This window comes from Citrobacter sp. R56, from assembly GCF_016811995.1.
Lineage (GTDB): Bacteria > Pseudomonadota > Gammaproteobacteria > Enterobacterales > Enterobacteriaceae > Citrobacter_D > Citrobacter_D enshiensis.
This window is the reverse complement of record NZ_CP069159.1, coordinates 3,062,880-3,084,784: the sequence shown is the minus strand read 5'-3', so window position 1 is coordinate 3,084,784 and position 21,905 is coordinate 3,062,880. Positions and strand designations below refer to the sequence as shown.

At 55.6% G+C, this 21,905-nt stretch carries 22 protein-coding genes, 1 pseudogene and 1 riboswitch; of the genes and pseudogenes, 12 read left to right on the top strand and 11 right to left on the bottom strand.

Going from position 1 to position 21,905, the window contains the following annotated elements; all coding sequences use genetic code 11:
• Positions 1-47: 47 nt before the first annotated feature.
• Complete coding sequence (gene bioA / locus JM656_RS14635; protein WP_203358420.1) at positions 48-1,337, bottom strand: adenosylmethionine--8-amino-7-oxononanoate transaminase; 1,290 nt, start codon at positions 1,335-1,337, stop codon at positions 48-50.
• A gap of 86 nt (positions 1,338-1,423) precedes the next feature.
• On the opposite strand from bioA, the gene bioB reads away from it, so the two are divergent.
• Genes bioB through bioD form a run of 4 tightly spaced genes read left to right on the top strand, consistent with a single transcriptional unit; the run spans position 1,424 to position 5,048 of the window.
• Entirely contained in the window at positions 1,424-2,464 is a 1,041-nt protein-coding gene (bioB, locus tag JM656_RS14630; RefSeq protein ID WP_203358419.1) for a biotin synthase BioB, read from the top strand.
• A complete protein-coding gene (gene bioF / locus JM656_RS14625) occupies positions 2,461-3,615 on the top strand; it encodes an 8-amino-7-oxononanoate synthase (RefSeq protein ID WP_203358418.1) in 1,155 nt (384 codons plus the stop codon). Before bioB ends, bioF begins: the two co-directional genes overlap by 4 nt.
• The gene (gene bioC, locus JM656_RS14620) at positions 3,602-4,357 is read left to right on the top strand and encodes a malonyl-ACP O-methyltransferase BioC (protein WP_203358417.1); all 756 of its coding nucleotides are present in this window, start codon (positions 3,602-3,604) and stop codon (positions 4,355-4,357) included. The genes bioF and bioC overlap by 14 nt, the downstream gene beginning before the upstream one ends.
• Positions 4,350-5,048 (top strand): dethiobiotin synthase, encoded by a 699-nt coding sequence (bioD, locus tag JM656_RS14615; RefSeq protein WP_203358416.1) that lies wholly within the window; start codon positions 4,350-4,352, stop codon positions 5,046-5,048. The genes bioC and bioD overlap by 8 nt, the downstream gene beginning before the upstream one ends.
• On the opposite strand, the pseudogene JM656_RS22350 reads toward bioD, so the two are convergent.
• Positions 5,014-5,166: pseudogene (locus tag JM656_RS22350) on the bottom strand (ABC transporter ATP-binding protein); the annotation flags it as partial. The gene bioD and the pseudogene JM656_RS22350 overlap by 35 nt on opposite strands.
• 583 nt (positions 5,167-5,749) lie before the next feature.
• Here JM656_RS22350 and uvrB point away from each other — a divergent pair.
• Positions 5,750-7,771, top strand: coding sequence for an excinuclease ABC subunit UvrB (gene uvrB, locus JM656_RS14610; RefSeq protein ID WP_203358415.1), 2,022 nt, complete (start codon positions 5,750-5,752; stop codon positions 7,769-7,771).
• 56 nt (positions 7,772-7,827) lie between these two features.
• Here the strand turns inward: uvrB and yvcK are convergent, their stop codons facing one another.
• Complete coding sequence (gene yvcK, locus JM656_RS14605) at positions 7,828-8,736, bottom strand: uridine diphosphate-N-acetylglucosamine-binding protein YvcK (protein ID WP_203358414.1); 909 nt, start codon at positions 8,734-8,736, stop codon at positions 7,828-7,830.
• Positions 8,737-9,002: 266 nt separating this feature from the next.
• Positions 9,003-9,148, top strand: a riboswitch (molybdenum cofactor riboswitch).
• On the opposite strand from yvcK, the gene moaA reads away from it, so the two are divergent.
• The 6 genes from moaA (at position 9,136) to JM656_RS14575 (ending at position 12,594) form a co-directional block, all read left to right on the top strand.
• Entirely contained in the window at positions 9,136-10,125 is a 990-nt protein-coding gene (gene moaA, locus JM656_RS14600) for a GTP 3',8-cyclase MoaA (RefSeq protein ID WP_192611643.1), read from the top strand. Its footprint overlaps the riboswitch before it by 13 nt.
• A gap of 20 nt (positions 10,126-10,145) precedes the next feature.
• Positions 10,146-10,658 carry a molybdenum cofactor biosynthesis protein B gene (gene moaB, locus JM656_RS14595; RefSeq protein ID WP_203358413.1) on the top strand — a complete coding sequence of 171 codons (513 nt, stop codon included), beginning with the start codon at positions 10,146-10,148 and terminating at the stop codon, positions 10,656-10,658.
• A 2-nt stretch (positions 10,659-10,660) separates the two neighbouring features.
• On the top strand, positions 10,661-11,146 hold the full coding sequence (gene moaC / locus JM656_RS14590; protein WP_203358412.1) for a cyclic pyranopterin monophosphate synthase MoaC: 486 nt from the start codon (positions 10,661-10,663) through the stop codon (positions 11,144-11,146).
• Entirely contained in the window at positions 11,139-11,384 is a 246-nt protein-coding gene (moaD, locus tag JM656_RS14585) for a molybdopterin synthase sulfur carrier subunit (protein ID WP_203358411.1), read from the top strand. Before moaC ends, moaD begins: the two co-directional genes overlap by 8 nt.
• 1 nt (position 11,385) lies before the next feature.
• Positions 11,386-11,838 carry a molybdopterin synthase catalytic subunit MoaE gene (gene moaE / locus JM656_RS14580; protein WP_203358410.1) on the top strand — a complete coding sequence of 151 codons (453 nt, stop codon included), beginning with the start codon at positions 11,386-11,388 and terminating at the stop codon, positions 11,836-11,838.
• A gap of 51 nt (positions 11,839-11,889) precedes the next feature.
• The gene (locus JM656_RS14575) at positions 11,890-12,594 is read left to right on the top strand and encodes a Bax inhibitor-1/YccA family protein (protein WP_203358409.1); all 705 of its coding nucleotides are present in this window, start codon (positions 11,890-11,892) and stop codon (positions 12,592-12,594) included.
• A gap of 48 nt (positions 12,595-12,642) precedes the next feature.
• Here the strand turns inward: JM656_RS14575 and JM656_RS14570 are convergent, their stop codons facing one another.
• The 3 genes from JM656_RS14570 to JM656_RS14560 are packed head-to-tail and all read right to left on the bottom strand — an operon-like array spanning position 12,643 to position 15,604.
• The gene (locus JM656_RS14570) at positions 12,643-13,605 is read right to left on the bottom strand and encodes a YbhN family protein (protein WP_203358408.1); all 963 of its coding nucleotides are present in this window, start codon (positions 13,603-13,605) and stop codon (positions 12,643-12,645) included.
• Positions 13,605-14,846, bottom strand: coding sequence for a cardiolipin synthase ClsB (gene clsB / locus JM656_RS14565; RefSeq protein ID WP_203358407.1), 1,242 nt, complete (start codon positions 14,844-14,846; stop codon positions 13,605-13,607). Before clsB ends, JM656_RS14570 begins: the two co-directional genes overlap by 1 nt.
• Entirely contained in the window at positions 14,843-15,604 is a 762-nt protein-coding gene (locus tag JM656_RS14560; protein ID WP_203358406.1) for an endonuclease/exonuclease/phosphatase family protein, read from the bottom strand. The genes clsB and JM656_RS14560 overlap by 4 nt, the downstream gene beginning before the upstream one ends.
• A gap of 133 nt (positions 15,605-15,737) precedes the next feature.
• On the opposite strand from JM656_RS14560, the gene JM656_RS14555 reads away from it, so the two are divergent.
• Entirely contained in the window at positions 15,738-16,148 is a 411-nt protein-coding gene (locus JM656_RS14555; protein ID WP_203358405.1) for a YbhQ family protein, read from the top strand.
• Here the strand turns inward: JM656_RS14555 and JM656_RS14550 are convergent.
• From JM656_RS14550 to cecR, 5 genes are read right to left on the bottom strand one after another with little or no spacing between them, the layout of a single operon-like run.
• A complete protein-coding gene (locus JM656_RS14550; protein ID WP_192611653.1) occupies positions 16,110-17,216 on the bottom strand; it encodes an ABC transporter permease in 1,107 nt (368 codons plus the stop codon). The genes JM656_RS14555 and JM656_RS14550 overlap by 39 nt on opposite strands.
• 11 nt (positions 17,217-17,227) lie before the next feature.
• Positions 17,228-18,361, bottom strand: coding sequence for an ABC transporter permease (locus JM656_RS14545; protein WP_203358404.1), 1,134 nt, complete (start codon positions 18,359-18,361; stop codon positions 17,228-17,230).
• On the bottom strand, positions 18,354-20,090 hold the full coding sequence (locus JM656_RS14540) for an ATP-binding cassette domain-containing protein (RefSeq protein WP_203358403.1): 1,737 nt from the start codon (positions 20,088-20,090) through the stop codon (positions 18,354-18,356). Before JM656_RS14540 ends, JM656_RS14545 begins: the two co-directional genes overlap by 8 nt.
• Positions 20,083-21,078, bottom strand: a complete 996-nt coding sequence (hlyD, locus tag JM656_RS14535) for a secretion protein HlyD (RefSeq protein WP_203358402.1) — start codon at positions 21,076-21,078, stop codon at positions 20,083-20,085. Before hlyD ends, JM656_RS14540 begins: the two co-directional genes overlap by 8 nt.
• Positions 21,075-21,752, bottom strand: a complete 678-nt coding sequence (cecR, locus tag JM656_RS14530) for a transcriptional regulator CecR (RefSeq protein WP_203358401.1) — start codon at positions 21,750-21,752, stop codon at positions 21,075-21,077. Before cecR ends, hlyD begins: the two co-directional genes overlap by 4 nt.
• Positions 21,753-21,905 lie beyond the last annotated feature (153 nt).

Below are 21,905 nucleotides of genomic sequence, written 5' to 3'. Positions count from 1 at the left end.
CTGATCCGCAAAAAAGTGTAGTCAGTATCAGACGGGCTTACCGCCGATTAATGGATAAAAAATGTTTCCTGCGTCACGGCGTCATTCACGGCCTGCGTCAGTTTACGCAGTTGCTCAGGTTGAATAAGGTAAGGCGGCATCAGATAGATCAGTTTACCGAACGGGCGTACCCACACCCCGTGTTCCACAAAGAAGCGTTGCAGCGCTGCCATATTCACCGGATGCGTGGTTTCCACTACGCCAATGGCGCCAAGCACGCGCACATCCGCCACCCACGGCGACTGCGCGGCAGGGGATAATTCAGCGCGTAACTGGGTTTCGATAGCAGCAACCTGGTGTTGCCACTCTCCGCTTTCCAGCAGCGACAGGCTGGCGGTCGCCACGGCACAGGCCAGTGGATTGCCCATAAATGTTGGGCCATGCATAAAGCATCCGGCTTCGCCGTTGCTGATGGTTTCAGCGATAGCGCGGGTGGTTAAGGTGGCGGAGAGGGTCATAGTCCCGCCGGTCAGCGCTTTCCCCAGACACAGAATGTCCGGCGTGATGTCGGCGTGCTCGCAGGCAAACAGTTTACCCGTACGGCCAAATCCGGTCGCAATCTCATCGGCAATCAGCAGGATGCCTTCGCGGTCGCACATTTTGCGAATGCGGCGCAACCATTCAGGATGGTACATCCGCATGCCGCCCGCGCCCTGGACTATCGGCTCCAGAATGACCGCCGCAATCTCGGTGCGGTGCGCGGCCATCAGACGAGCAAATGCCACCATATCCCGTTCATCCCACTCACCGTCCATCCGGCTTTGTGGCGCGGGAGCGAACAGGTTATCCGGCAGATAGCCCTTCCACAGGCTATGCATGGAGTTCTCCGGGTCACAGACGGACATCGCGCCGAACGTATCCCCGTGATAACCGTTACGAAACGTCAGGAAGCGCTGGCGGGATTCGCCTAATGCCCGCCAGTATTGCAGCGCCATTTTCATCGCCACTTCCACCGCGACCGAACCGGAATCCGCCAGAAAAACGCACTCGAGCCGCTCTGGGGTCATCGCCACCAGTTTACGGCACAGATTGATGGCAGGGGCATGGGTGATACCGCCGAACATCACGTGCGACATGGCGTCGATCTGCGTTTTCATTGCCGCGTTGAGCTGTGGGTGATTGTAGCCATGAATCGCCGCCCACCAGGAGGACATGCCGTCCACCAGGCGTTCGCCGTTAGACAAAATCAGTTCGCAACCTTCGGCGCGCTCCACCGGATACACCGGGAGCGGTGAGGTCATTGACGTGTAAGGATGCCAGATATGGCGTTGGTCAAAGGCAAGATCGTCCGTTGTCATAATCGACTTGTAAACCAAATTAAAAAGATTTAGGTTTACGAGTCTACACCGAATCAAAAATTAACAACACCCTTTGGAGAAGCCCGATGGCTCACCACGCTCGCTGGACAATGTCGCAAGTCACAGAATTATTTGAAAAACCGCTGTTGGATTTGCTGTTTGAAGCGCAACAGATTCACCGTCAACATTTTGACCCGCAACAGGTGCAAGTGAGTACGCTGTTGTCGATTAAAACCGGCGCCTGCCCGGAAGACTGCAAATACTGTCCGCAGAGTTCCCGCTACAAAACGGGCCTGGAGTCGGAACGTTTGATGGAAGTTGAACAGGTGCTGGACTCGGCGCGTAAAGCGAAAAATGCAGGATCAACCCGCTTCTGCATGGGGGCGGCCTGGAAGAATCCGCACGAACGCGATATGCCGTATCTGGAACAGATGGTGCAGGGCGTGAAAGAGTTGGGGCTGGAAGCGTGCATGACGCTGGGCACGCTCAACGACACCCAGGCGAAGCGCCTGGCTGACGCAGGTCTGGACTATTACAACCACAACCTCGACACCTCACCCGAGTTCTACGGCAACATTATCACCACCCGTTCGTATCAGGAGCGTCTCGACACGCTGGACAAAGTCCGCGAGGCGGGCATTAAGGTCTGCTCTGGCGGCATCGTGGGGTTAGGTGAAACGGTAAACGATCGGGCCGGACTGTTGCTGCAATTAGCCAACCTGCCGACACCGCCGGAAAGCGTGCCTATCAACATGCTGGTGAAGGTGAAAGGGACGCCGCTGGCTGATAATGACGACGTAGACGCGTTTGATTTTATTCGCACCATTGCGGTGGCGCGTATCATGATGCCCACCTCGTTTGTCCGTCTCTCCGCAGGCCGTGAACAGATGAACGAACAGACCCAGGCCATGTGCTTTATGGCGGGCGCAAACTCGGTGTTCTACGGTTGTAAACTGCTGACCACGCCAAACCCGGAAGAGGATAAAGACCTGCAGTTGTTCCGCAAGCTGGGGCTGAACCCGCAGCAAACAGCCGTTCTGGCGGGTGACAACGAACAGCAGCAACGCCTCGAGCAGGCGCTGATGACCCCGGACACCGACGATTACTACAACGCGGCAACCGTATGACCTGGCAGCAAAAAATCGACGATGCGCTGACAGCGCGTCGTTCTGCCGATGCGTTGCGCCGCCGTCACGCGGTGATGCAGGGCGCCGGGCGCTGGCTTCATGCGGGCGATCGTCAATATCTCAATTTTTCCAGCAATGATTACCTCGGGCTGAGTCACCATCCGCAGATTATCTGCGCCTGGCAGCAAGGCGCGGAGCGCTTTGGGGTGGGAAGCGGCGGCTCGGGTCATGTCAGTGGCTATTCCGTTGCCCATCAGGCGCTGGAGGAAGAGCTGGCGCAGTGGCTGGGGTATTCGCGTGCGCTGTTATTCATCTCCGGTTTTGCGGCAAACCAGGCGGTCATTGCCGCACTGATGGCAAAAGACGATCGCATCGTGGCAGACCGGCTAAGCCACGCGTCGCTGCTGGAGGCCGCCAGCCTCAGCCCTGCGCAACTGCGTCGTTTCACGCATAACAACCCCGAACATCTGTCGCGTTTGCTGGCCGCCCCGACGTCGGGTCAACAACTGGTGGTGACCGAAGGGGTATTCAGCATGGATGGCGACAGCGCGCCGCTGGCCGAGATCCAGTGTACCGCACAACAGCACCGCGCGTGGCTGCTGGTGGATGATGCGCACGGTATTGGCGTTACCGGCGAGGAGGGGCGAGGGAGCTGCTGGCAGCAGCAGGTGAAGCCTGAACTGCTGGTGGTGACATTCGGCAAAGGGTTTGGCGTCAGCGGGGCGGCCATTCTCTGTTCCGACAGTGTGGCAGAGTATCTGCTGCAGTTTGCCCGTCACCTGATCTACAGCACCAGTATGCCACCCGCTCAGGCCCAGGCGTTACGCGCCGCTTTGGCGGTGATCCGTAGCGATGAAGGCTGCCAGCGCAGAGAAAAACTGGCGTCATTAATTGAACATTTTCGTGCTGGCGTGGATACCACGGCGTTCGCCCTGGCGCCTTCGCACAGCGCAATCCAGCCGCTGATCGTCGGCGATAACGCGCGCGCATTACAGCTGGCGGAAACGTTGCGCAGCCAGGGATGCTGGGCGACCGCAATTCGCCCGCCCACCGTTCCGGCGGGCACCGCGCGGCTACGTTTGACGCTGACCCAGGCGCATGAAAAACAGGACATCGATCGTTTGCTGGAGGTGCTGCATGGCGCAGTTTGATAAGCAGGCCATCGCGGCGGCGTTCGGACGAGCAGCGACGCAGTATGAACAACATGCCGAACTGCAACGTCAGAGCGCGGATGCGTTACTTGGGTTGTTGCCGGATCGCGCGTTTTCACAGGTACTGGATGCCGGTTGCGGGCCGGGGCGCATGAGCTGCTACTGGCGAACGCAGGGCAGCGAAGTAACGGCGCTCGACCTCTCGGCGCAAATGCTCGAGGAGGCGCGTCGTCAGCAGGCCGCAGACCATTATTTGATGGCGGATATTGAATCGATTTCGCAACCCACGGCGAGCTTCGATCTGGCCTGGAGTAACCTTGCGGTGCAATGGTGCAGTGATTTACCCCAGGCGTTGTCGGAGCTGTATCGCGTGGTACGCCCCGGCGGACAGGTAGCATTCACCACTCTGGCGCAAGGGTCGTTGCCGGAGCTGCGTCAGGCGTGGCGGGCGGTCGATAATCGGGCGCATGCAAACCACTTTTTAGACGGCATTGCCATCGAAAACGCCCTGAGAGGCTGGCGCGCCCGGCACCGGATTCAGGCTATCACGCTCTGGTTTGACGATGCGCTGAGCGCGATGCGTTCGCTCAAAGGCATTGGAGCGACCCATCTGCACGAAGGGCGCGAACAGAGGGTGCTCACCCGCAGCCAGCTCCAGCAACTGCAACTAGCCTGGCCGCAACAGCAGGGGAAATACCCGCTGACTTATCATCTTTTTTTGGGAGTGATTGAACGTGACTAAGCGTTATTTTGTCACCGGCACTGACACCGAAGTTGGGAAAACTGTTGCCAGTTGTGCGCTACTGCAGGCCGCCGCTCTGCGGGGTTACCGTACAGTGGGTTACAAACCGGTGGCGTCGGGCAGTGAGATGACGACGGACGGTTTACGCAACGGCGATGCGCAGGCATTACAGCGCAACAGTACTCTGAGGCTGGCGTATCAGGACATCAATCCGTACACCTTTGCCGAGCCGACATCGCCGCATATTATCAGCGCCGATGAGGGAAGGCCCATTCTCGCGACGGTGATGTCTGACGGTTTACGGGCGTTAGAAGCCCAGGCTGACTGGGTATTGGTTGAGGGGGCAGGAGGCTGGTTTACGCCGCTCTCAACGACGCTGACCTTTGCTGACTGGGTCCAGGCCGAGCAACTACCGGTGATTCTGGTGGTGGGTGTTAAACTGGGATGTATCAACCATGCCATGCTGACAGCGCAGGCGGTACAGCAAGCGGGTTTAACGCTCGCAGGCTGGGTCGCCAACGACGTGACGCCGACTGGGAAACGTCATCAGGAGTATATGGCGACGTTATCGCGTGTGCTCCCGGCGCCGCTGTTAGGGGAAATCCCCTGGCTGGCTGAGTCGCCGGAATACGCCCCGACAGGTCATTACCTCGATCTCAGCGCTCTGGAGCGGGCGTCATCCACTGATTAAGAAGCTTGTCGTTTAGCTGGGTCAGTTGTCCCTGCGCCACGTTGCGTCCCCGGTGCAGGAGGCAAAGGCGGTCGGCGGCCCGGCGAATCAACGGCATACGTTGCTCCCCCAGCAAAAGCAGTGCCACCAACAAAATGGTGAAAATGCGAGCAAGATCTCGTCTGGTAGGGGGCGCGCTGTTAGCTGATAAAAATCAAAAATTAGCGATAATTTTTTTTTAGTTGCCCGAAAATGACCAGAAGGTCGATTTTGCCAGGCGGCAGTCCATACGGGCTGGAAGCAGTTATCCACTATTCCTGTGGATAACCTTGTGCATTAGAGTTAGAAAACATAACGTAAGCGAGAGAATACGCGGCCTGCGACTGAATTGATGCGAAAGACGGCTTAAAGAAATATTCTTTATAAAACAGCTTGTTAAATAAAAGCAATGGCTGCAGGAAAAGTGTCATGGATTGCCATAAAACGCGCATTACACTGCTTGACAAATGTTAAAAAAGTCATAGGTCTGGGGATAACCGACATCGGGTGGTTTTTTATCTCGTCTGGGGCTAAATTTTGCACTGTGATGACGTGGTTTTTACCCGCGTAACAGAAATACTTTACCGTGCTACTGTTTTTTCATCCAGTATATTTTGCTGGCAATATTAGTTATCCCGAGTAAAATTACACACCTGCCCGCCCATTGCTTCAGGTAGCTGCTCATGAGTAAACCGTTCAAACTGAATTCCGCATTTAAACCGTCTGGCGATCAGCCTGAGGCGATACGTCGTCTGGAGGTTGGGCTGGAAGATGGTCTGGCGCACCAGACCTTGCTGGGCGTCACGGGTTCAGGAAAAACGTTCACCATTGCCAACGTGATTGCGGATTTGCAGCGCCCCACAATGGTGCTGGCGCCGAATAAAACGCTGGCGGCGCAGCTGTACGGCGAAATGAAAGAGTTCTTCCCGGAGAACGCGGTGGAATATTTCGTCTCATACTACGACTACTACCAGCCCGAAGCCTATGTGCCCAGTTCCGACACGTTTATCGAGAAAGATGCCTCGGTGAACGAACACATTGAACAGATGCGCCTGTCGGCCACCAAAGCGCTGCTGGAGCGTCGGGATGTGGTGGTGGTGGCCTCTGTTTCCGCCATCTATGGTCTGGGCGACCCCGATTTATACCTGAAAATGATGCTGCACCTGACGGTGGGCATGATCATCGACCAGCGCGCCATTTTGCGTCGTCTGGCGGAATTGCAATACACCCGAAACGATCAGGCTTTCCAGCGCGGGACGTTCCGTGTGCGCGGCGAAGTGATCGACATCTTCCCGGCGGAGTCTGACGACATCGCACTGCGCGTCGAATTGTTCGATGAAGAGGTGGAACGTTTGTCGCTGTTTGATCCGCTGACCGGGCAGGTGGAGTCAACGATTACGCGCTATACCATTTACCCTAAGACGCACTATGTCACCCCGCGTGAACGTATTGTGCAGGCGATGGAAGAGATTAAAGTCGAGTTGGCGGAGCGGCGTAAGAACCTGCTGGCGAACAACAAACTGCTCGAAGAACAGCGTTTATCACAGCGTACCCAATTCGATCTGGAAATGATGAACGAGCTGGGATATTGCTCCGGTATCGAAAACTACTCCCGTTATCTTTCCGGGCGCGGGCCGGGCGAACCGCCGCCGACGCTGTTTGACTATCTGCCTGCAGACGGTCTACTGGTGGTGGATGAATCCCACGTGACCATTCCACAGATTGGCGGGATGTATCGCGGTGACCGGGCGCGTAAAGAGACGTTAGTCGAGTACGGATTTCGTTTGCCGTCAGCGCTGGATAACCGTCCGTTGAAGTTTGAAGAGTTCGAAGCGCTGGCACCGCAAACCATCTACGTATCTGCAACGCCAGGTAACTATGAGCTGGAGAAATCCGGTGACGATGTGGTGGATCAGGTGGTGCGACCGACCGGGCTACTGGATCCGGTTATTGAAGTCCGTCCGGTGGCGACGCAAGTGGATGATTTACTCTCCGAAATCCGTATTCGCGCGGCGATCAACGAGCGCGTGTTGGTGACCACGCTGACCAAACGGATGGCGGAAGACCTGACAGAATATCTGGAAGAACACGGCGAACGTGTTCGCTACCTGCACTCCGATATCGACACCGTTGAGCGTATGGAAATTATTCGCGACCTGCGTTTGGGCGAGTTTGACGTGCTGGTGGGGATTAACCTGTTGCGTGAAGGGCTGGATATGCCGGAAGTCTCGCTGGTGGCGATACTCGATGCCGACAAAGAAGGCTTCCTGCGTTCTGAACGTTCGCTGATACAGACCATCGGGCGCGCGGCGCGCAATATCAACGGCAAAGCCATTCTCTACGGCGATAAAATTACCGCGTCGATGGCGAAGGCCATTGGCGAGACGGAACGTCGCAGAGAGAAGCAGCAGCAGTACAACGAAGAACACGGCATCATCCCGCAGGGGCTGAACAAAAAAGTGGTCGATATTCTGGCGTTGGGTCAAAACATCGCGAAGACAAAAGCGAAGGGAAGAGGGAAGTCTCGCGCAGGGGCGAAGTCCGATGTGGTTGAGCTGGACATGACGCCGAAAGCGTTGCAGCAAAAAATCCATGAGCTGGAGGGGCAAATGATGCAGCATGCGCAGAATCTGGAGTTTGAAGAAGCTGCGCAGATCCGCGATCAGTTGCACCAGTTACGTGAATTGTTTATTGCGGCGTCTTAGGGGACTTCGCGGTATGCCTGATAAGACGCGTTAGCGTCGCCATCAGGCCTACCGATTTAACCGAGCGTCTGTACCGCTTTTTCCAGCGCGCAGTGCAGTAACTGACGGTCATGACGATACGGAATATCGCTGGCCTCCAGAATCTCCTGAATCACAATTCTGTCGGTGATGGCGGAGACATCAACTTTCGGCCCGACCACGACAGCATCAATCACTTTCTTCCCGACATACTGCTCCATAATGGTGAGCTTATCGACAAGGGATAAACTGGCGGCGGGCAGGCTTAGCTCGCGCCCCAGATTGCCGATATACACCATCGGCGCTGGGGTACGTCGTAACGCTTGCGCCAGATCGTCCAGCAGCAGGATAGGCATCAGGCTGGTGTAAAAACTGCCCGGCCCAATCAAAATCAGATCCGCTTCGCTAATGGCTTGCACGGCCTCGCGGGTGGCAGGGACTTTCGGCGACAGCATCAACTCTTGCGGCGGCATAGACAACTGGTCGATATTGACCTCGCCGTACACTTCATGCCCCTGATCGTCGATTGCCATCAGATCTACCGGCAGCTCCGACATCGGAATTAAATGCGCATCCACTTTCAGCAAATTACGAATTAAATTGATGGCCTCAAGAGGCCTTACGCTAAGGTGATCCAGCGCCTTTAACATCAAATTTCCGAGGTTATGCCCGGAAAGTTCGCCATTACCGCCAAAACGATACTCAAACATGGCCGAAGCGACGCTGGGTTCAGTAATTAACTGGTTCAGACAATTACGCATATCGCCCCAGGCAATACCGCCTTCTGAACGGCGAATACGTCCTGTTGAGCCGCCGTTGTCTGTCGTCGTAACAATACCGGTCAGGCGTGAACCTAATGGCGAGAGTGAAGAAAGAACGCGTCCTAATCCATGCCCTCCGCCGAGAGCCACAACACGGTCGAGGTCTGCCAGCGTGCGATTGCGCATATAAATTCCTGGTGTCAAAAGATCTGCATTACAGTAGCGCAAATCGCGGGTTTTCAGCAATTAGCCAGGTAGGCTGAGTGGAAATAAAATCTTGCCGTCTACCTCTTTATGGCGAGGGGTAAGGTACAGCAAAATGATGTATATCAATGCAAAACTGTGGTTTTTGCTTATTCTGTAGCAAAAGTGCACGATCATGACGTTATATATATGATTATACAGCGTAAGTGTAGATGGCGTAAAAAACGTTTACACGCTAGTATCGGCATAACCACAATAAACACTCTAGCCTCTGCACCTGGGTCAACTGATACGGTGCTTTGGCCGTGACAACGCGTAAACGTGCTTGTCACCAGGGCGCAGGAAGAAATGACTCCGCCTCCCGTATTTGGAAAGGTGTACATGGGCTCACAACTTACCGATGCTTTCGCGCGTAAGTTTTACTACTTACGTTTGTCGATTACCGATGTGTGTAACTTTCGTTGCACCTACTGCCTGCCGGATGGCTACAAGCCTGGCGGGGTCACCAATAATGGCTTTCTGACCGTCGACGAAATTCGCAGGGTTACGCGCGCATTTGCGAACCTCGGCACAGAGAAAGTGCGTCTGACGGGCGGCGAACCGTCCTTACGTCGTGACTTTACCGACATCATCGCCGCCGTGCGTGAAAATGCCGCGATCCGCCAGATTGCTGTCACCACTAATGGCTACCGCCTGGCGCGTGATGCGGCGAACTGGCGCGACGCCGGTCTGACCGGCATCAACGTTAGCGTCGACAGCCTCGACGCCCGCCAGTTTCATGCCATTACCGGGCAGGATAAATTTCAGCAGGTGATGGCAGGAATCGATGCCGCCTTTGACGCCGGGTTTGAAAAGGTCAAAGTTAATACCGTGTTGATGCGCGATGTGAATCACCATCAGCTGGACACCTTCCTTGCCTGGATTCAGGCGCGCCCCATCCAACTGCGTTTCATCGAACTGATGGAAACAGGAGAGGGGAGCGAACTCTTCCGTAAACACCATATTTCTGGTCAGGTGCTGCGTGACGAACTGTTGCGTCGCGGCTGGCTCCATCAGCTACGCAAGCGCAGCGACGGCCCGGCACAGGTGTTCTGTCACCCTGACTATGCCGGTGAAATTGGTCTGATCATGCCGTATGAGAAAGATTTCTGCGCAACGTGTAACCGTCTGCGCGTGTCGTCAGTGGGTAAACTCCACCTGTGCCTGTTTGGCGAAGGCGGCGTCAGTCTGCGCGATCTGCTGGAAGATGACGCTCAACAGCATGCGCTGGAAGACCGCATTTCGGCCGCACTGCTGGAGAAAAAACAGACCCATTTCCTGCATCAGAACCAGACCGGAATTACGCAAAATTTATCGTACATTGGTGGATAAACGCTAAAAGGAGATTTCAGATGAGTCAGGTAAGTACTGAATTTATCCCAACCCGTATCGCTATTCTTACGATTTCCAGCCGTCGCGGCGAAGAAGATGACACGTCAGGCCATTTTTTGCGTGATTCCGCGCTGGAAGCTGGCCATAAAGTGGTCGATAAAGCCATCGTAAAAGAAAACCGTTACGCCATTCGTGCCCAGGTTTCCGCCTGGATTGCCAGCGACGACGTGCAGGTGGTGCTGATAACCGGTGGGACGGGGCTGACTGAAGGTGACCAGGCGCCGGAAGCGTTATTGCCGCTGTTTGACCGGGAAGTTGAAGGGTTTGGCGAAGTGTTCCGCATGCTCTCTTTTGAAGAGATTGGCACCGCGACGTTGCAGTCTCGCGCGGTGGCAGGCGTGGCCAACAAAACGCTAATTTTCGCCATGCCGGGTTCCACCAAAGCGTGTCGCACCGCGTGGGACAATATTATTGCGCCGCAACTGGATGCCCGCACGCGTCCGTGCAATTTCCACCCCCATTTGAAGAAATAAGTATGTCGCAACTGACCCATATTAACGCCGCTGGCGAAGCGCACATGGTGGATGTCTCCGCCAAAACGGAAACCGTTCGCGAGGCGCGCGCGGAAGCCTTTGTCACGATGCATAGCGAAACGCTGGCGATGATCATCGCTGGCAGTCACCATAAAGGCGACGTTTTTGCGACCGCCCGTATTGCCGGGATTCAGGCCGCCAAACGCACCTGGGAGCTGATCCCGCTGTGTCATCCGCTGCTGTTGAGCAAAGTAGAAGTACAACTGAAGGCGGAACCGGAGCACAACCGTGTGCGTATCGAATCTGTCTGCCGTTTGACCGGGAAGACCGGTGTGGAAATGGAGGCGCTGACCGCGGCATCTGTTGCGGCGTTGACCATCTACGACATGTGCAAAGCCGTGCAAAAAGACATGGTGATTGGCCCGGTACGCTTGCTGGCGAAAAGCGGCGGCAAGTCGGGCGATTTTAAGGTGGATGCCGATGATTAAGGTGCTTTTCTTCGCGCAGGTGCGCGAACTGGTCAATACCGATGCGCTGGAACTGCCAGCCAGGTTCACCACGGTGGATGCGCTGCGTCAGCATCTGGCGGCACAAAGCGATCGTTGGGCGCTGGCGCTGGAAGATGGCAAACTGCTGGCTGCGGTTAACCAGACATTAGTCAGCTTTGATCAACCGTTGGTTGACGGTGATGAAGTGGCGTTCTTCCCGCCAGTGACGGGAGGCTGAGATGGCTGAAACGCGAATTATTGTCGGGCCTGCCCCGTTTAGCGTAGGGGAAGAGTATCCCTGGCTGGCGGAACGCGATGAAGATGGTGCCGTTGTCACGTTCACCGGGAAAGTCCGCAATCATAATCTTGGCGACAGCGTGAAGGCGCTGACGCTGGAGCACTACCCAGGCATGACGGAAAAGGCGCTGGCGGATATCGTCGATGAAGCGCGTAGCCGCTGGCCGCTGGGGCGGGTGACGGTGATTCATCGCATCGGCGAATTGTGGCCAGGCGATGAAATCGTTTTTGTCGGCGTGACCAGCGCGCATCGCAGCAGCGCGTTTGAAGCCGGACAGTTCATTATGGATTATCTGAAAACGCGTGCGCCGTTCTGGAAGCGTGAAGCGACGCCGGAGGGCGACCGCTGGGTAGAAGCGCGTGATAGCGATCAACAGGCGGCGAAACGCTGGTGAGATAATGTGATACGCTTAGTGACAGGTATCACTTTCAACCAGGAGATTATCATGGACCGATTTCCACGATCCGATTCTATCGTGCAGGCACGTCCCGGCCTGCAAACCTACATGGCGCAAGTCTATGGCTGGATGACCTGCGGTTTACTGCTGACGGCGTTTATTGCGTGGTATGCCGCCAATACGCCTGAACTGATGATGTTTATCTTTTCCAGCAAAATCACCTTCTTTGGTTTGATTATCGCTCAGCTTGCGTTGGTGGTTGTGCTGTCTGCGATGGTGCATAAACTCAGCGCCGGGATGGCGACCACGCTGTTTATGCTTTATTCCGCGCTGACGGGATTAACGCTGTCGAGCATTTTTATCGTCTATACCTACTCTTCCATCGCCAGCACCTTTGTGGTCTCGGGCGGCATGTTTGGTGCGATGAGCCTGTACGGTTACACCACTAAGCGCGATCTCAGTGGTTTCGGCAACATGCTGTTTATGGCGCTGATTGGTATCGTTCTGGCATCGTTGGTCAACTTCTGGCTGAAAAGCGAAGCGCTGATGTGGGCGGTGACCTATATCGGGGTGATTGTGTTTGTCGGACTGACCGCCTACGACACGCAAAAGCTGAAAAACATTGGCGAGCAGATCGACGTCCGTGACAGCGCTAATCTGCGCAAGTACTCCATACTGGGCGCATTAACGTTGTATCTGGACTTCATCAACCTGTTCCTGATGCTGCTGCGCATTTTCGGTAATCGCCGTTAATTGCTGTGGTGCCGGATGGCGTTCGTACTGAACACCATCCGGCAAAAATCACTTCGCCATCGCCTTCTCGTTTTTTGCCCGCAATTTCTTCGCCCGACTCTCCAGTACCAGATAACAGATCAACGCCAGCAGCAACGGAATAAAATAATAGAGCACCCGCCAGGCGAGCAGGGCGGCGATTATCGTACCCTGAGAGGTATGTTCTCCTGCGAGAAGGGCGATAAAAACGGCTTCCAGTACCCCAATCCCTGCCGGAATATGCACAATGACGCCTGCGATACTGCTCACCAGTAACACGCCAAGGACAAAGAAATAGTTTACGGACTGCCCCATTAACAGCCAGATGGTCGCCCCCATCACCATCCAGTTAATGCTGGAAATGGCCATCTGTGCGAGGGCGAACTTCCAGGAGGGCAACACCAGCTTTTGCCCTTTGATGGTGAGATGTCGATGCTTCGCAAAGGCGCAGCACCACAGGTACAGCATAATGATCAAAAGCAACGTCACGCCCAGAATACGCAGCGTATTTTCATCGATATACCAATGGTCAGGCAGTTGCACCACGCCAAAGGTAAAGATCACGCCCCCCAGCACGATGTAACCCAGCCAGTTGGTGGCGATGCTGAGTGAGAAAATCCGCGTGATCGTGCTGCCCGGTAAGCCGAGACGGGAATACAGTCGGTAACGCATCCCGATACCGCCAACCCAGGTACTGAGGGTCAGATTGAAGGCGTAACAGATGAAAGAGACCAGCATCACCTGCCGCTTTGCCAGCCGGTGCCCACAGTAGAGGCGCGCGAGCAAATCATAACAGCCGTAGAGTAGGTAGCTGACGATCACCAGCCCAACAGCGCCAGCCATGGCCATCCGGTTATAGTCGCGGACAACCGTCCAGACCTCGCTCCAGTCGACTTTGCTGGCGTAGACCACCAGCAGTACGATGACGGCAATAAAAAACAGCCAGGTGAGGATTTTTTTAGCCCGCCGCCAGCGTGCACGCGATTTAGCCATCAGGGTTTGCCCCCCGTATCTTGCGCTTCTACCCGGTCCTGAGTTTCCATCGCTGGCTGGGCTGGTGGTTCAACCCGTGTTAAATGCGGAGTATGGGCCGGAAGCCAGCCGATCAGCGCGGGGAAGTGACGCAAAAAGTGGAACGCCAGTACGCTTTTGGTGAGATTCCACCAGGTGCGTCTGGGCAACATCGACTCATCAACCTGTTTGCAATCATCGGCAATGATTGTGCTGAGATTGTCGCGTAACGTCTGGTTAAATGTTCGATCATGAATGATGATGTTCGCTTCCAGATTGAGCGACAGACTGAGTGGGTCAAGGTTACTGGAACCTACGGTTGCCCAGTGGTCATCCATCAATGCCACTTTGCCATGCAGAGGGCGACGGTGATATTCAAAAATCTGTACGCCGCCTTTGACCAGATAGTTGTAGAGCAGCCGCGCGCCGACTTTGACAATCGGCATGTCGGGTTCACCCTGCACGATAAGCTTTACGCGCACGCCGCGTCGGGCCGCGTTGCGCATCGCATGCAGCAGGCGATAGCCCGGGAAGAAATAGGCGTTCGCAATCATCACTTCGCGTTTTGCCTGAGTGAGCATTTTCAGGTAATGGCGTTCGATATCGTCGCGGTGTTCGTCATTATCGCGCCAGACAAACAACGCCTGCGCTTCGCCTGGCTGGCGATTTTCTTCCGCGCGATGATGGCGCCGCCACCAGCGGCGCGCTGCGCGCTGTCCCGGCAGGTTCTCCAGCTCAAATTGCAGAATATCCTCCACAATCGGCCCTTCAACCCGAACGGCGTAATCCTGTTTGGCCTCAGGGCCATAGTCGGACATCTGTTCGGCGGAGTAGTTAATCCCGCCAACAAAGGCGATCCGGGCATCGATCACCACAATCTTTCGGTGCATCCGGCGGAACAGATTGGTGCGCATCCCCAGCAGGCGGGGGCGGGGATCGTAATAGCGAAAAATAATCCCTGCCGCCGTCAGCGCTTCAACAAAAGCGTCGCTGAGATCCGGGGAACCGTACCCGTCCAGCAACACTTCGGCGTGTACGCCACGTTGGGCGGCATTGAGCAGGGCCGCGTGCAGTTGTCTTCCTACCTCATCGTCAAACCAGATAAAGGTTTCCAGAATGATTTTCTGCTCCGCCTGGGCGATGGCGTCAAACACGGCAGGGTAAAACCGATCGCCGTTCTCCAGTAACTGAATCTGATTGCCTTCACGCCAGCCGCATTTCATAGATGAATCTCCGCACTCAGAGGCGCATGGTCAGATAAGTGTCGCCAGTGATGCAGCGGTAGCGCCGTGGGGGCGCTGGCGTTGGCGTTTTTGACATAAATGCGATCAAGGCGCAGTAACGGCAGGCGCACCGGGAACGTTCGCGCCGGGCGACCGTGGGCGCGAGTGAAGATCTCCTCCAGGCCCGCACGGGCCTTTAACGGACGGTTAGCCTGTTGTTGCCAGTCATTAAAATCCCCGGCGACAATTACCGGTTCGCCAACGGGTAAGCTGTTTACCCAGTCGGCCAGCATGTTGAGCTGCTTCTGGCGATGGGTTTCACGCAAGCCCAGATGTACGCACATGACGTGGATCGGTCGGCTCAACTGCGGCGGCATAATGCGGCAATAAAGCACGCCGCGTTTTTCGCTGTTGCCAACGGAGATGTCACGATTTTCATCATATTCAATGGGATAGCGCGAGAGTACGGCGTTGCCGTGGTGCCCCTCCGGGTAAACGGCATTACGCCCGTAAGCGAAATCACGCCACAGGGTATCGGCGAGAAACTCGTAATGGGGAGTCTCCGGCCAGTTTGCAATGCGCTGGGGGTGAACTTCATGGGCGCCCATCACTTCCTGCAAACAGACAATATCCGCACTGACGGTTCGCACCGCCTCCCGCAGTTGCGGCAAAATAAAACGACGGTTAAACGCCGTGAAACCTTTGTGGGTATTGAGGGTGAGCACGTTGAATGAAAATCGCTGCGTTTGTCCGGGCATAATTCTCCTGTTTGCATCACTTTCCTGAATAAAAATAGTGTAGTCGTCGTCACAAAAAGATGCGGTCTTACGGAATTTTCCGTAAAGTCCGGTACTCTGAGTAATTAGACAAAAATCCTTCAGGAGATTAGCCATGAGGTGGCAACAACGTGTTCGTGTCGCAACGGGTCTAAGTTGCTGGCAGATTGTGTTGCATTTACTGGTAGTGGCGTTGCTGGTGACGGGCTGGATGAGCGGTACACTGGTACACGTAGGGCTCGGGCTTTGCGTGGTTTACGGCGTGACAGTGTTGCTGATGCTGGCGTTACAACGCCACCATGAACAGCGCTGGCGTGACGTTGCGGATGTACTGGAAGAGCTGACCACAACCTGGTATTTCGGCGCGGCAATGATTGCGCTGTGGCTGCTGTCTCGTGTTTTGCAAAACAACGTACTGTTGGCTGTTGCGGGGCTGGCAATCCTTGCCGGACCCGCGGTGGTTTCGTTACTGGCGAAAGAGAAAAAGTTACATCACTTTGCGTCTAAACATCGCATACGCCGCTGATCCCGTTGTGGCTGCTATCACCAGTAGCGGCCACAAACTTCCCCAGACAATCTTCAAACTCGCATCCTTCAGGTAAATCTGCTTGGTGATATCCGTAAAGTGGCGGATAGGGTTTATCCACGTTAAATTCTGCAACCAGACGGGCATATTCTCGACCGGGGAAACGTACCCCGAGAGCAAAATCGCCGGCATCATAAAGACAAACACGCCGATAAACGCCTGTTGCTGAGTGGCGCACAACGATGAGATCAGCAGCCCGAAACCGACCAGTGATAAACCGTAAATCACCATCGTGAAGTAGAACAGGGCCAGCGAACCGGCAAAGGGAATTTGGTATGCCCAGATGCCGATGCCCAGCACGATAGTGGCCTGCCCGGTAGCAACAATCAGCGCAGGGACGGCTTTGCCGATGAAAATTTGCCAGGTGGTCAGAGGGGAAACTAACAGTTGATCCAGCGTACCTTGCTCGCGTTCACGGGCAACGGAAAGCGAGGTCACGATCATCACGCCAATGGTGGTGATCATGGCGATCAGTGACGGCACCACGAACCATTTATAGTCCAGATTCGGGTTGTACCAATTTCTCACGACCAGCTCGCTGTTGTTGGGTTTGGGCTTACCGTCCATCAGCTCCTGCTGGTAATCTTTGACGATTTGCTGCAAATAGTTGGCAGCGATTTGCGCGCTGTTGGAGTTGCGTCCGTCAAGAATCAGCTGCATCGGCGCCTGCTGGAAGGTATCCAGATTCCGCGAGAAATCTGCCGGGAAGCGCACCAGTAACAGCGCTTTCTGGGTATCGATGGTCGGTTGGATCTCTTGCGGGCTATTGAGCAGCAGAATATGCGTAAAGGCTTTGGCGCGGGCAAAACGTTGGGTCAGCTCGACCGAATGCTTGCCGTTATCTTCGTTATAAATGGCGATGGTGGCGTTGGTGACTTCCAGCGTGGCGGCAAAGGGAAACAGAATAACCTGAATCAGCACCGGCACAATCAGGATCGCGCGGGTCTGCGGCTCGCGCAGCAGCGATTGTAGCTCTTTGCGGATTAACGTCCATAAGCGATGAAACATGCTCTTCTCCCCTAATCCAGCCGACGTTTGGTTTTGAGCCACGTCAGACCAATAAACATGACTGCCGACGCGATTAAAAACAGGACGTTGATCATCAGCACCACCGGGATATTACCGGCCAGAAACAGGCTTTGCAGGGTACTGACGAAATAGCGCGCCGGAATAATGTACGTCACCGCGCGGATCACTGCAGGCATGCTGTCGATCTGGAAGATAAACCCCGACAGCATAATCGAGGGCAAAAAGGCGGCGTTCAACGCGACCTGGGCGGCGTTAAACTGGTTACGGGTAATGGTCGAGATGAGCAGTCCCATCCCCAACGTGCTGAGTAAAAACAGGCTGGTGATAAAAAACAGGATCAACAGCGAACCGCGATACGGCACGCCGAGAATAAACACCGAAACCAGCATACAGAGCAGCATCGCCAGCATCCCGAGGAAGTAATAGGGGATCAGCTTACACAGCAGTAATTCCACGCGGGTGACTTCGGTGGAAAGTAGCGCTTCCATGGTGCCGCGTTCCCATTCGCGCGCGATCACCAGTGAGGTGAGGATGGCGCCGATCACCGTCATAATGATGGTGACCGCCCCCGGGATAATAAAATGCTGGCTGATGGCGGCCGGGTTAAACCAATAGCGGGTCTGTACGTCAATCAACGGTTTAAACTCTTCCCCGCGATCTTCCGCCCGCTGCATTTGCCAGATCTGCCAGATCCCCTCGACATAGCCTTGCACAAAGTTTGCCGTGTTCGGCTCGCTGCCGTCGGTGATCACCTGAATCGGGGCGGTATCATTGGCCCGCGCCATTTGCTGAGCGAAATCGACCGGGATCACCACCAGACCGCGAATGCGCCCGGCCTGCATCTTTTCGATAAGCTCATGACGGTTATCGCTGATGGTGGCGTCGATATAGGGTGAGCCCGTCATGGTGTGCGTAAAGTCGAGCGCCTCTTCACTCTGCTGCTCAAGCAGGATCCCCACCCGCAGCTTGCTGGAGTCGAGGTTGATGCCGTAGCCAAAAATAAACAGCAGCAGCAACGGGATCACCACCGCAATCAGCCAACTGCTGGGATCGCGAACGATCTGGCGCGTTTCTTTGATGCACAGGGCGCGCACCCGGCGCCAGGAGAGTACGGTGTTACTCATGCGTATGCTCCTTGTCCCAGTCGTGGATGAGGGTGATAAACGCGTGCTCCATCGTCGGGTCCGGCGTGTCGTTGTCGGCGGTCTGCGCTTTCAGGTCATCCGGGGTGCCGCTGGCGATCAGTTTCCCGCGATACACAAGCCCAATACGGTCACAGTATTCCGCTTCATCCATAAAGTGGGTGGTGACCATGACCGTCACGCCTTTTTCGACCATGCTATTGATATGCAGCCAAAATTCGCGGCGGGTTAGGGGGTCTACGCCTGAGGTTGGTTCATCAAGAAAGAGAATATCCGGTTCGTGCATCAGCGAGCAGGCCAGCGCCAGGCGCTGTTTAAATCCCAGAGGCAGTTCATCAGTGGCATGCGACGCAATGCTTTTCAGACCAAAGGCTTCGCTCATCCGCGCAATTTTTTCGTTTTGCGCGCGTCCCCGCAGACCGTAGACGCCGGAGAAGAAACGCAGGTTTTGCTCCACCGTCAGGTTGCCGTAGAGGGAGAATTTTTGCGCCATGTAGCCCAAATGCTGACGCGCCTTGCCCGAGCTGACCTTCAGATCCATATCCAGGACCAGCGCTTTACCAGAGGTCGGCACCAGCAGACCACACATCATTTTAAAGGTGGTGGATTTCCCCGCGCCGTTGGGGCCGAGCAGGCCAAAAATCTCTCCACGCTTGACGGCAAAATTCACCTGGTCGGTCGCGGCAAAATCCCCAAACTTTTTGGTCAATTGCTTTGCTTCAATCACCGTCTCGCCGGGCGTTCCCTCTACCGTATGCAGGATTGCGCCAAGCGGGGATTCTGACGTTCCCGCTCCGCCGAGCAGATCAATAAACGCATCTTCAAAGCGAGGCGCAGTTTCATCAATCGCGATTTCCGGCATCCCTTCGCCGTTGCGAATATCGTCAGCCGTGGCCTCTTTTTTCAGGATCAGGCGAACGGATTTCCCCTGAATCATGCCATCACTGACCTGCGGCAGTTTTAACGCCTGCTGCAACAGCTTGCGGTTGTTTATCTGCGGACTGCTGATTAAGAAACTGCGGCCCGCCATGGTTTGCGTCAGTGCCGTCGGTTCGCCCTGATAGAGAAGTTCACCTTCGTTCATCAGCAGCACGTCGCGACACTGTTCGGCTTCATCCAGATACGAGGTGCTCCACAGAATCAGCATTCCGTCACCCGCCAGCTCATGCACCATCTGCCACAGCTCGCGTCGTGAAATCGGGTCCACGCCGACGCCGGGTTCATCGAGCAGCAGAACTTTTGGCGCGCCGACCAGCGTACAGGCCAGCCCCAGCTTCTGTTTCATACCCCCAGAGAGTTTACCGGCCAGCCTCCCGGTAAATGGGCCGAGCGAGGTGAATTCCAACAGACGCTCAAACGTTTTTTTTCTCGTCTCGCCAGTGACGCTGCGCAGATCGGCATAGAGGTTAAGGTTCTCCATGACGGTCAAATCTTCATACAGGCCAAATTTTTGCGGCATATAACCGAGCACGGCATGCAGCGCGCTGTCGTCGCGAATCGGATCAAAACCAATCACCGAAGCCTGGCCGCCGTCGGGCTTCAGTAGTCCCGCTAGCATCCGCATCAGGGTGGTTTTCCCGGCACCGTCCGGCCCCACCAGCCCGGTGACATAGCCCGCGTGAATCGTGCAGTCGAGCGGAGCCACGGCGCACTTTTCCATTCCCGCGAAGCGTTTAACCAGTCCGTTTAGCGTAATGACGGCGTCATTCATGCCGCGCCTCATTACCGAACTTCAGTGTCACTGGCATTCCCTGGCGTAGCGCATCATCGGCGTCCGTTACCACAATGCGCAGGCGATAAACCAGATCGGTGCGAAGATCCGGGGTCTCGACGGTTTTCGGGGTGAATTCTGCGGTCGGAGAAACAAAACCGATTTTGCCGTGATAGGGCTTATCGGGGCGGCCATCGGTATACAGCAAAATTTCTCGACCCGGCGGTACCTGGCTCAGGTTACGCTCATCGACGTAGGCGCGAACCCAGACCGGACGCGTCAGCGAGAGGGTGAGAACCGTGCCGCCAGCATTCAGCATGCTGCCCGGCTCCACGGCGCGGGTTAACAGCGTCCCGTCAGAGGGAGCGACCAGTGCGGTATCCTGCAAGTCGAGTTCGGCTTGCGCCAGTTGCGCCTGCGCCTGTTCAAGGCTGGCTTTCGCCTGGGCGATATCCTGTTGGCGGTTACCGGTGCGGTACTGGCTCAGTTTGTCCTGCGCCGATTTCAGCGTTGCCTGCGCCTGGTCACGGGACGAGCGGGCGTTTTCCAGATCGTTGGCGGAGATCGTACGGCTTTTCCACAATCCCTGCTGACGCTGATAAAAGTTCTGCGCGTAGTCAAAGGCGGCCTGCGCCTGTTTGACGGCGGCGGCGGCCTGGGCAATCTCTTCATCGCGATAGCCTGCCAGCATCAGGTCATACTGTGCCTTTGCGACTAAGACGCCCGCTTTGGCCTGCATTAATGCGTTTTCATACGGCGCTTTATCGAGTGTGCCCAGCACCTGCCCGGAGGTGATGGTATCGCCTTCGTCAACCGCCAGTGAAGCGAGTCGGCCGCCGACGCGGAAGCTTAAATTGACGGTGCGAATGTCCACATTACCATACAGCGTCAGCCCGTTATCCTGCCGACTTTGGTACCACCACGTTCCACCAGCAATCACGGCGACAAGCACCGCTACGGCCAGTCCGATAACGACGGGTTTCTTCATGAGTCCAGACTCCTTTGCGTTAAACCTTGCAGAATGAGATCGATATGACAGGTGATCGTCTGGTAAATCAGCGCAGTTTTCTCCTCATCAAATTGCGACCAGCCTGTGCGCTTGAGGATCGTTTCCTTTCCCAGACGAAACGCCAGCACTTCCCCTAACAGCGCATGGGTATGCAAAATGGTTTGGGTATCTTCGGCATCACTGCCGGTATAGGCCGCAATCAGCCGCGTCAGATGGGTATGCAGTGGGGCGATAACCTGATGGTGTATCAGTTGATAGGCCGCCGTTGGCGAGAGCTGCTCGCGTGAGATGAATTTGCTGAGATTCACCGTGTCTTCCTGGGTCAGCAGCATGATCATGTTCTTACACGCGCGCAGAATCAGTTCGCGCATCGCACCGCGATCGGGCTGCGGCTGGGCGAAGAGGTGTTCCGCCTCCTCGGCGTGGGGGCGAAACTGCCCGCCAATAAAGTCGGCAATCCACTGGGCGCAGGCGAGGTAGAGATCGTCCTTTGAGCCAAAATAGTAGGTAATGGCGGCGATATTCTGCCCGGCCTGCGCGGCGATATCGCGGGTGGTGGCATGCAGGCCATATTCACCGAACTGCGCAAGGGCAGCGGCAATCAGCTGGCTCTTCGCCTGCTCGCCTTTGGTCGTCATGGTTGAGGTATTCATGGCATGACCTAAGTATTAATCAATCGATTGATTAACATTATGACTGATTTTTACGCTTGTCCAGCCCGGCGCTTTATTTTGTTTCAGGTACGCTCCGGGATAATTTATGCGGTACGTCACAAAAACTGTTACACTCCGCCCCTTCATGACACT

Bases quoted from the DNA above. Each gene is read 5' to 3' on its own strand.
- bioC (WP_203358417.1), top strand. From the start codon at position 3,602: ATGGCGCAGTTTGATAAGCAGGCCATCGCGGCGGCGTTCGGACGAGCA.
- moaB (WP_203358413.1), top strand. From the start codon at position 10,146: ATGAGTCAGGTAAGTACTGAATTTATCCCAACCCGTATCGCTATTCTT.
- bioF (WP_203358418.1), top strand. From the start codon at position 2,461: ATGACCTGGCAGCAAAAAATCGACGATGCGCTGACAGCGCGTCGTTCT.
- JM656_RS14570 (WP_203358408.1), bottom strand. From the start codon at position 13,605: ATGGCTAAATCGCGTGCACGCTGGCGGCGGGCTAAAAAAATCCTCACC.
- JM656_RS14575 (WP_203358409.1), top strand. From the start codon at position 11,890: ATGGACCGATTTCCACGATCCGATTCTATCGTGCAGGCACGTCCCGGC.
- moaA (WP_192611643.1), top strand. From the start codon at position 9,136: ATGGGCTCACAACTTACCGATGCTTTCGCGCGTAAGTTTTACTACTTA.
- moaC (WP_203358412.1), top strand. From the start codon at position 10,661: ATGTCGCAACTGACCCATATTAACGCCGCTGGCGAAGCGCACATGGTG.
- cecR (WP_203358401.1), bottom strand. From the start codon at position 21,752: ATGAATACCTCAACCATGACGACCAAAGGCGAGCAGGCGAAGAGCCAG.
- moaE (WP_203358410.1), top strand. From the start codon at position 11,386: ATGGCTGAAACGCGAATTATTGTCGGGCCTGCCCCGTTTAGCGTAGGG.
- hlyD (WP_203358402.1), bottom strand. From the start codon at position 21,078: ATGAAGAAACCCGTCGTTATCGGACTGGCCGTAGCGGTGCTTGTCGCC.
- bioB (WP_203358419.1), top strand. From the start codon at position 1,424: ATGGCTCACCACGCTCGCTGGACAATGTCGCAAGTCACAGAATTATTT.
- JM656_RS14540 (WP_203358403.1), bottom strand. From the start codon at position 20,090: ATGAATGACGCCGTCATTACGCTAAACGGACTGGTTAAACGCTTCGCG.
- uvrB (WP_203358415.1), top strand. From the start codon at position 5,750: ATGAGTAAACCGTTCAAACTGAATTCCGCATTTAAACCGTCTGGCGAT.
- yvcK (WP_203358414.1), bottom strand. From the start codon at position 8,736: ATGCGCAATCGCACGCTGGCAGACCTCGACCGTGTTGTGGCTCTCGGC.
- JM656_RS14555 (WP_203358405.1), top strand. From the start codon at position 15,738: ATGAGGTGGCAACAACGTGTTCGTGTCGCAACGGGTCTAAGTTGCTGG.
- JM656_RS14560 (WP_203358406.1), bottom strand. From the start codon at position 15,604: ATGCCCGGACAAACGCAGCGATTTTCATTCAACGTGCTCACCCTCAAT.
- moaD (WP_203358411.1), top strand. From the start codon at position 11,139: ATGATTAAGGTGCTTTTCTTCGCGCAGGTGCGCGAACTGGTCAATACC.
- bioA (WP_203358420.1), bottom strand. From the start codon at position 1,337: ATGACAACGGACGATCTTGCCTTTGACCAACGCCATATCTGGCATCCT.
- JM656_RS14550 (WP_192611653.1), bottom strand. From the start codon at position 17,216: ATGTTTCATCGCTTATGGACGTTAATCCGCAAAGAGCTACAATCGCTG.
- JM656_RS14545 (WP_203358404.1), bottom strand. From the start codon at position 18,361: ATGAGTAACACCGTACTCTCCTGGCGCCGGGTGCGCGCCCTGTGCATC.
- clsB (WP_203358407.1), bottom strand. From the start codon at position 14,846: ATGAAATGCGGCTGGCGTGAAGGCAATCAGATTCAGTTACTGGAGAAC.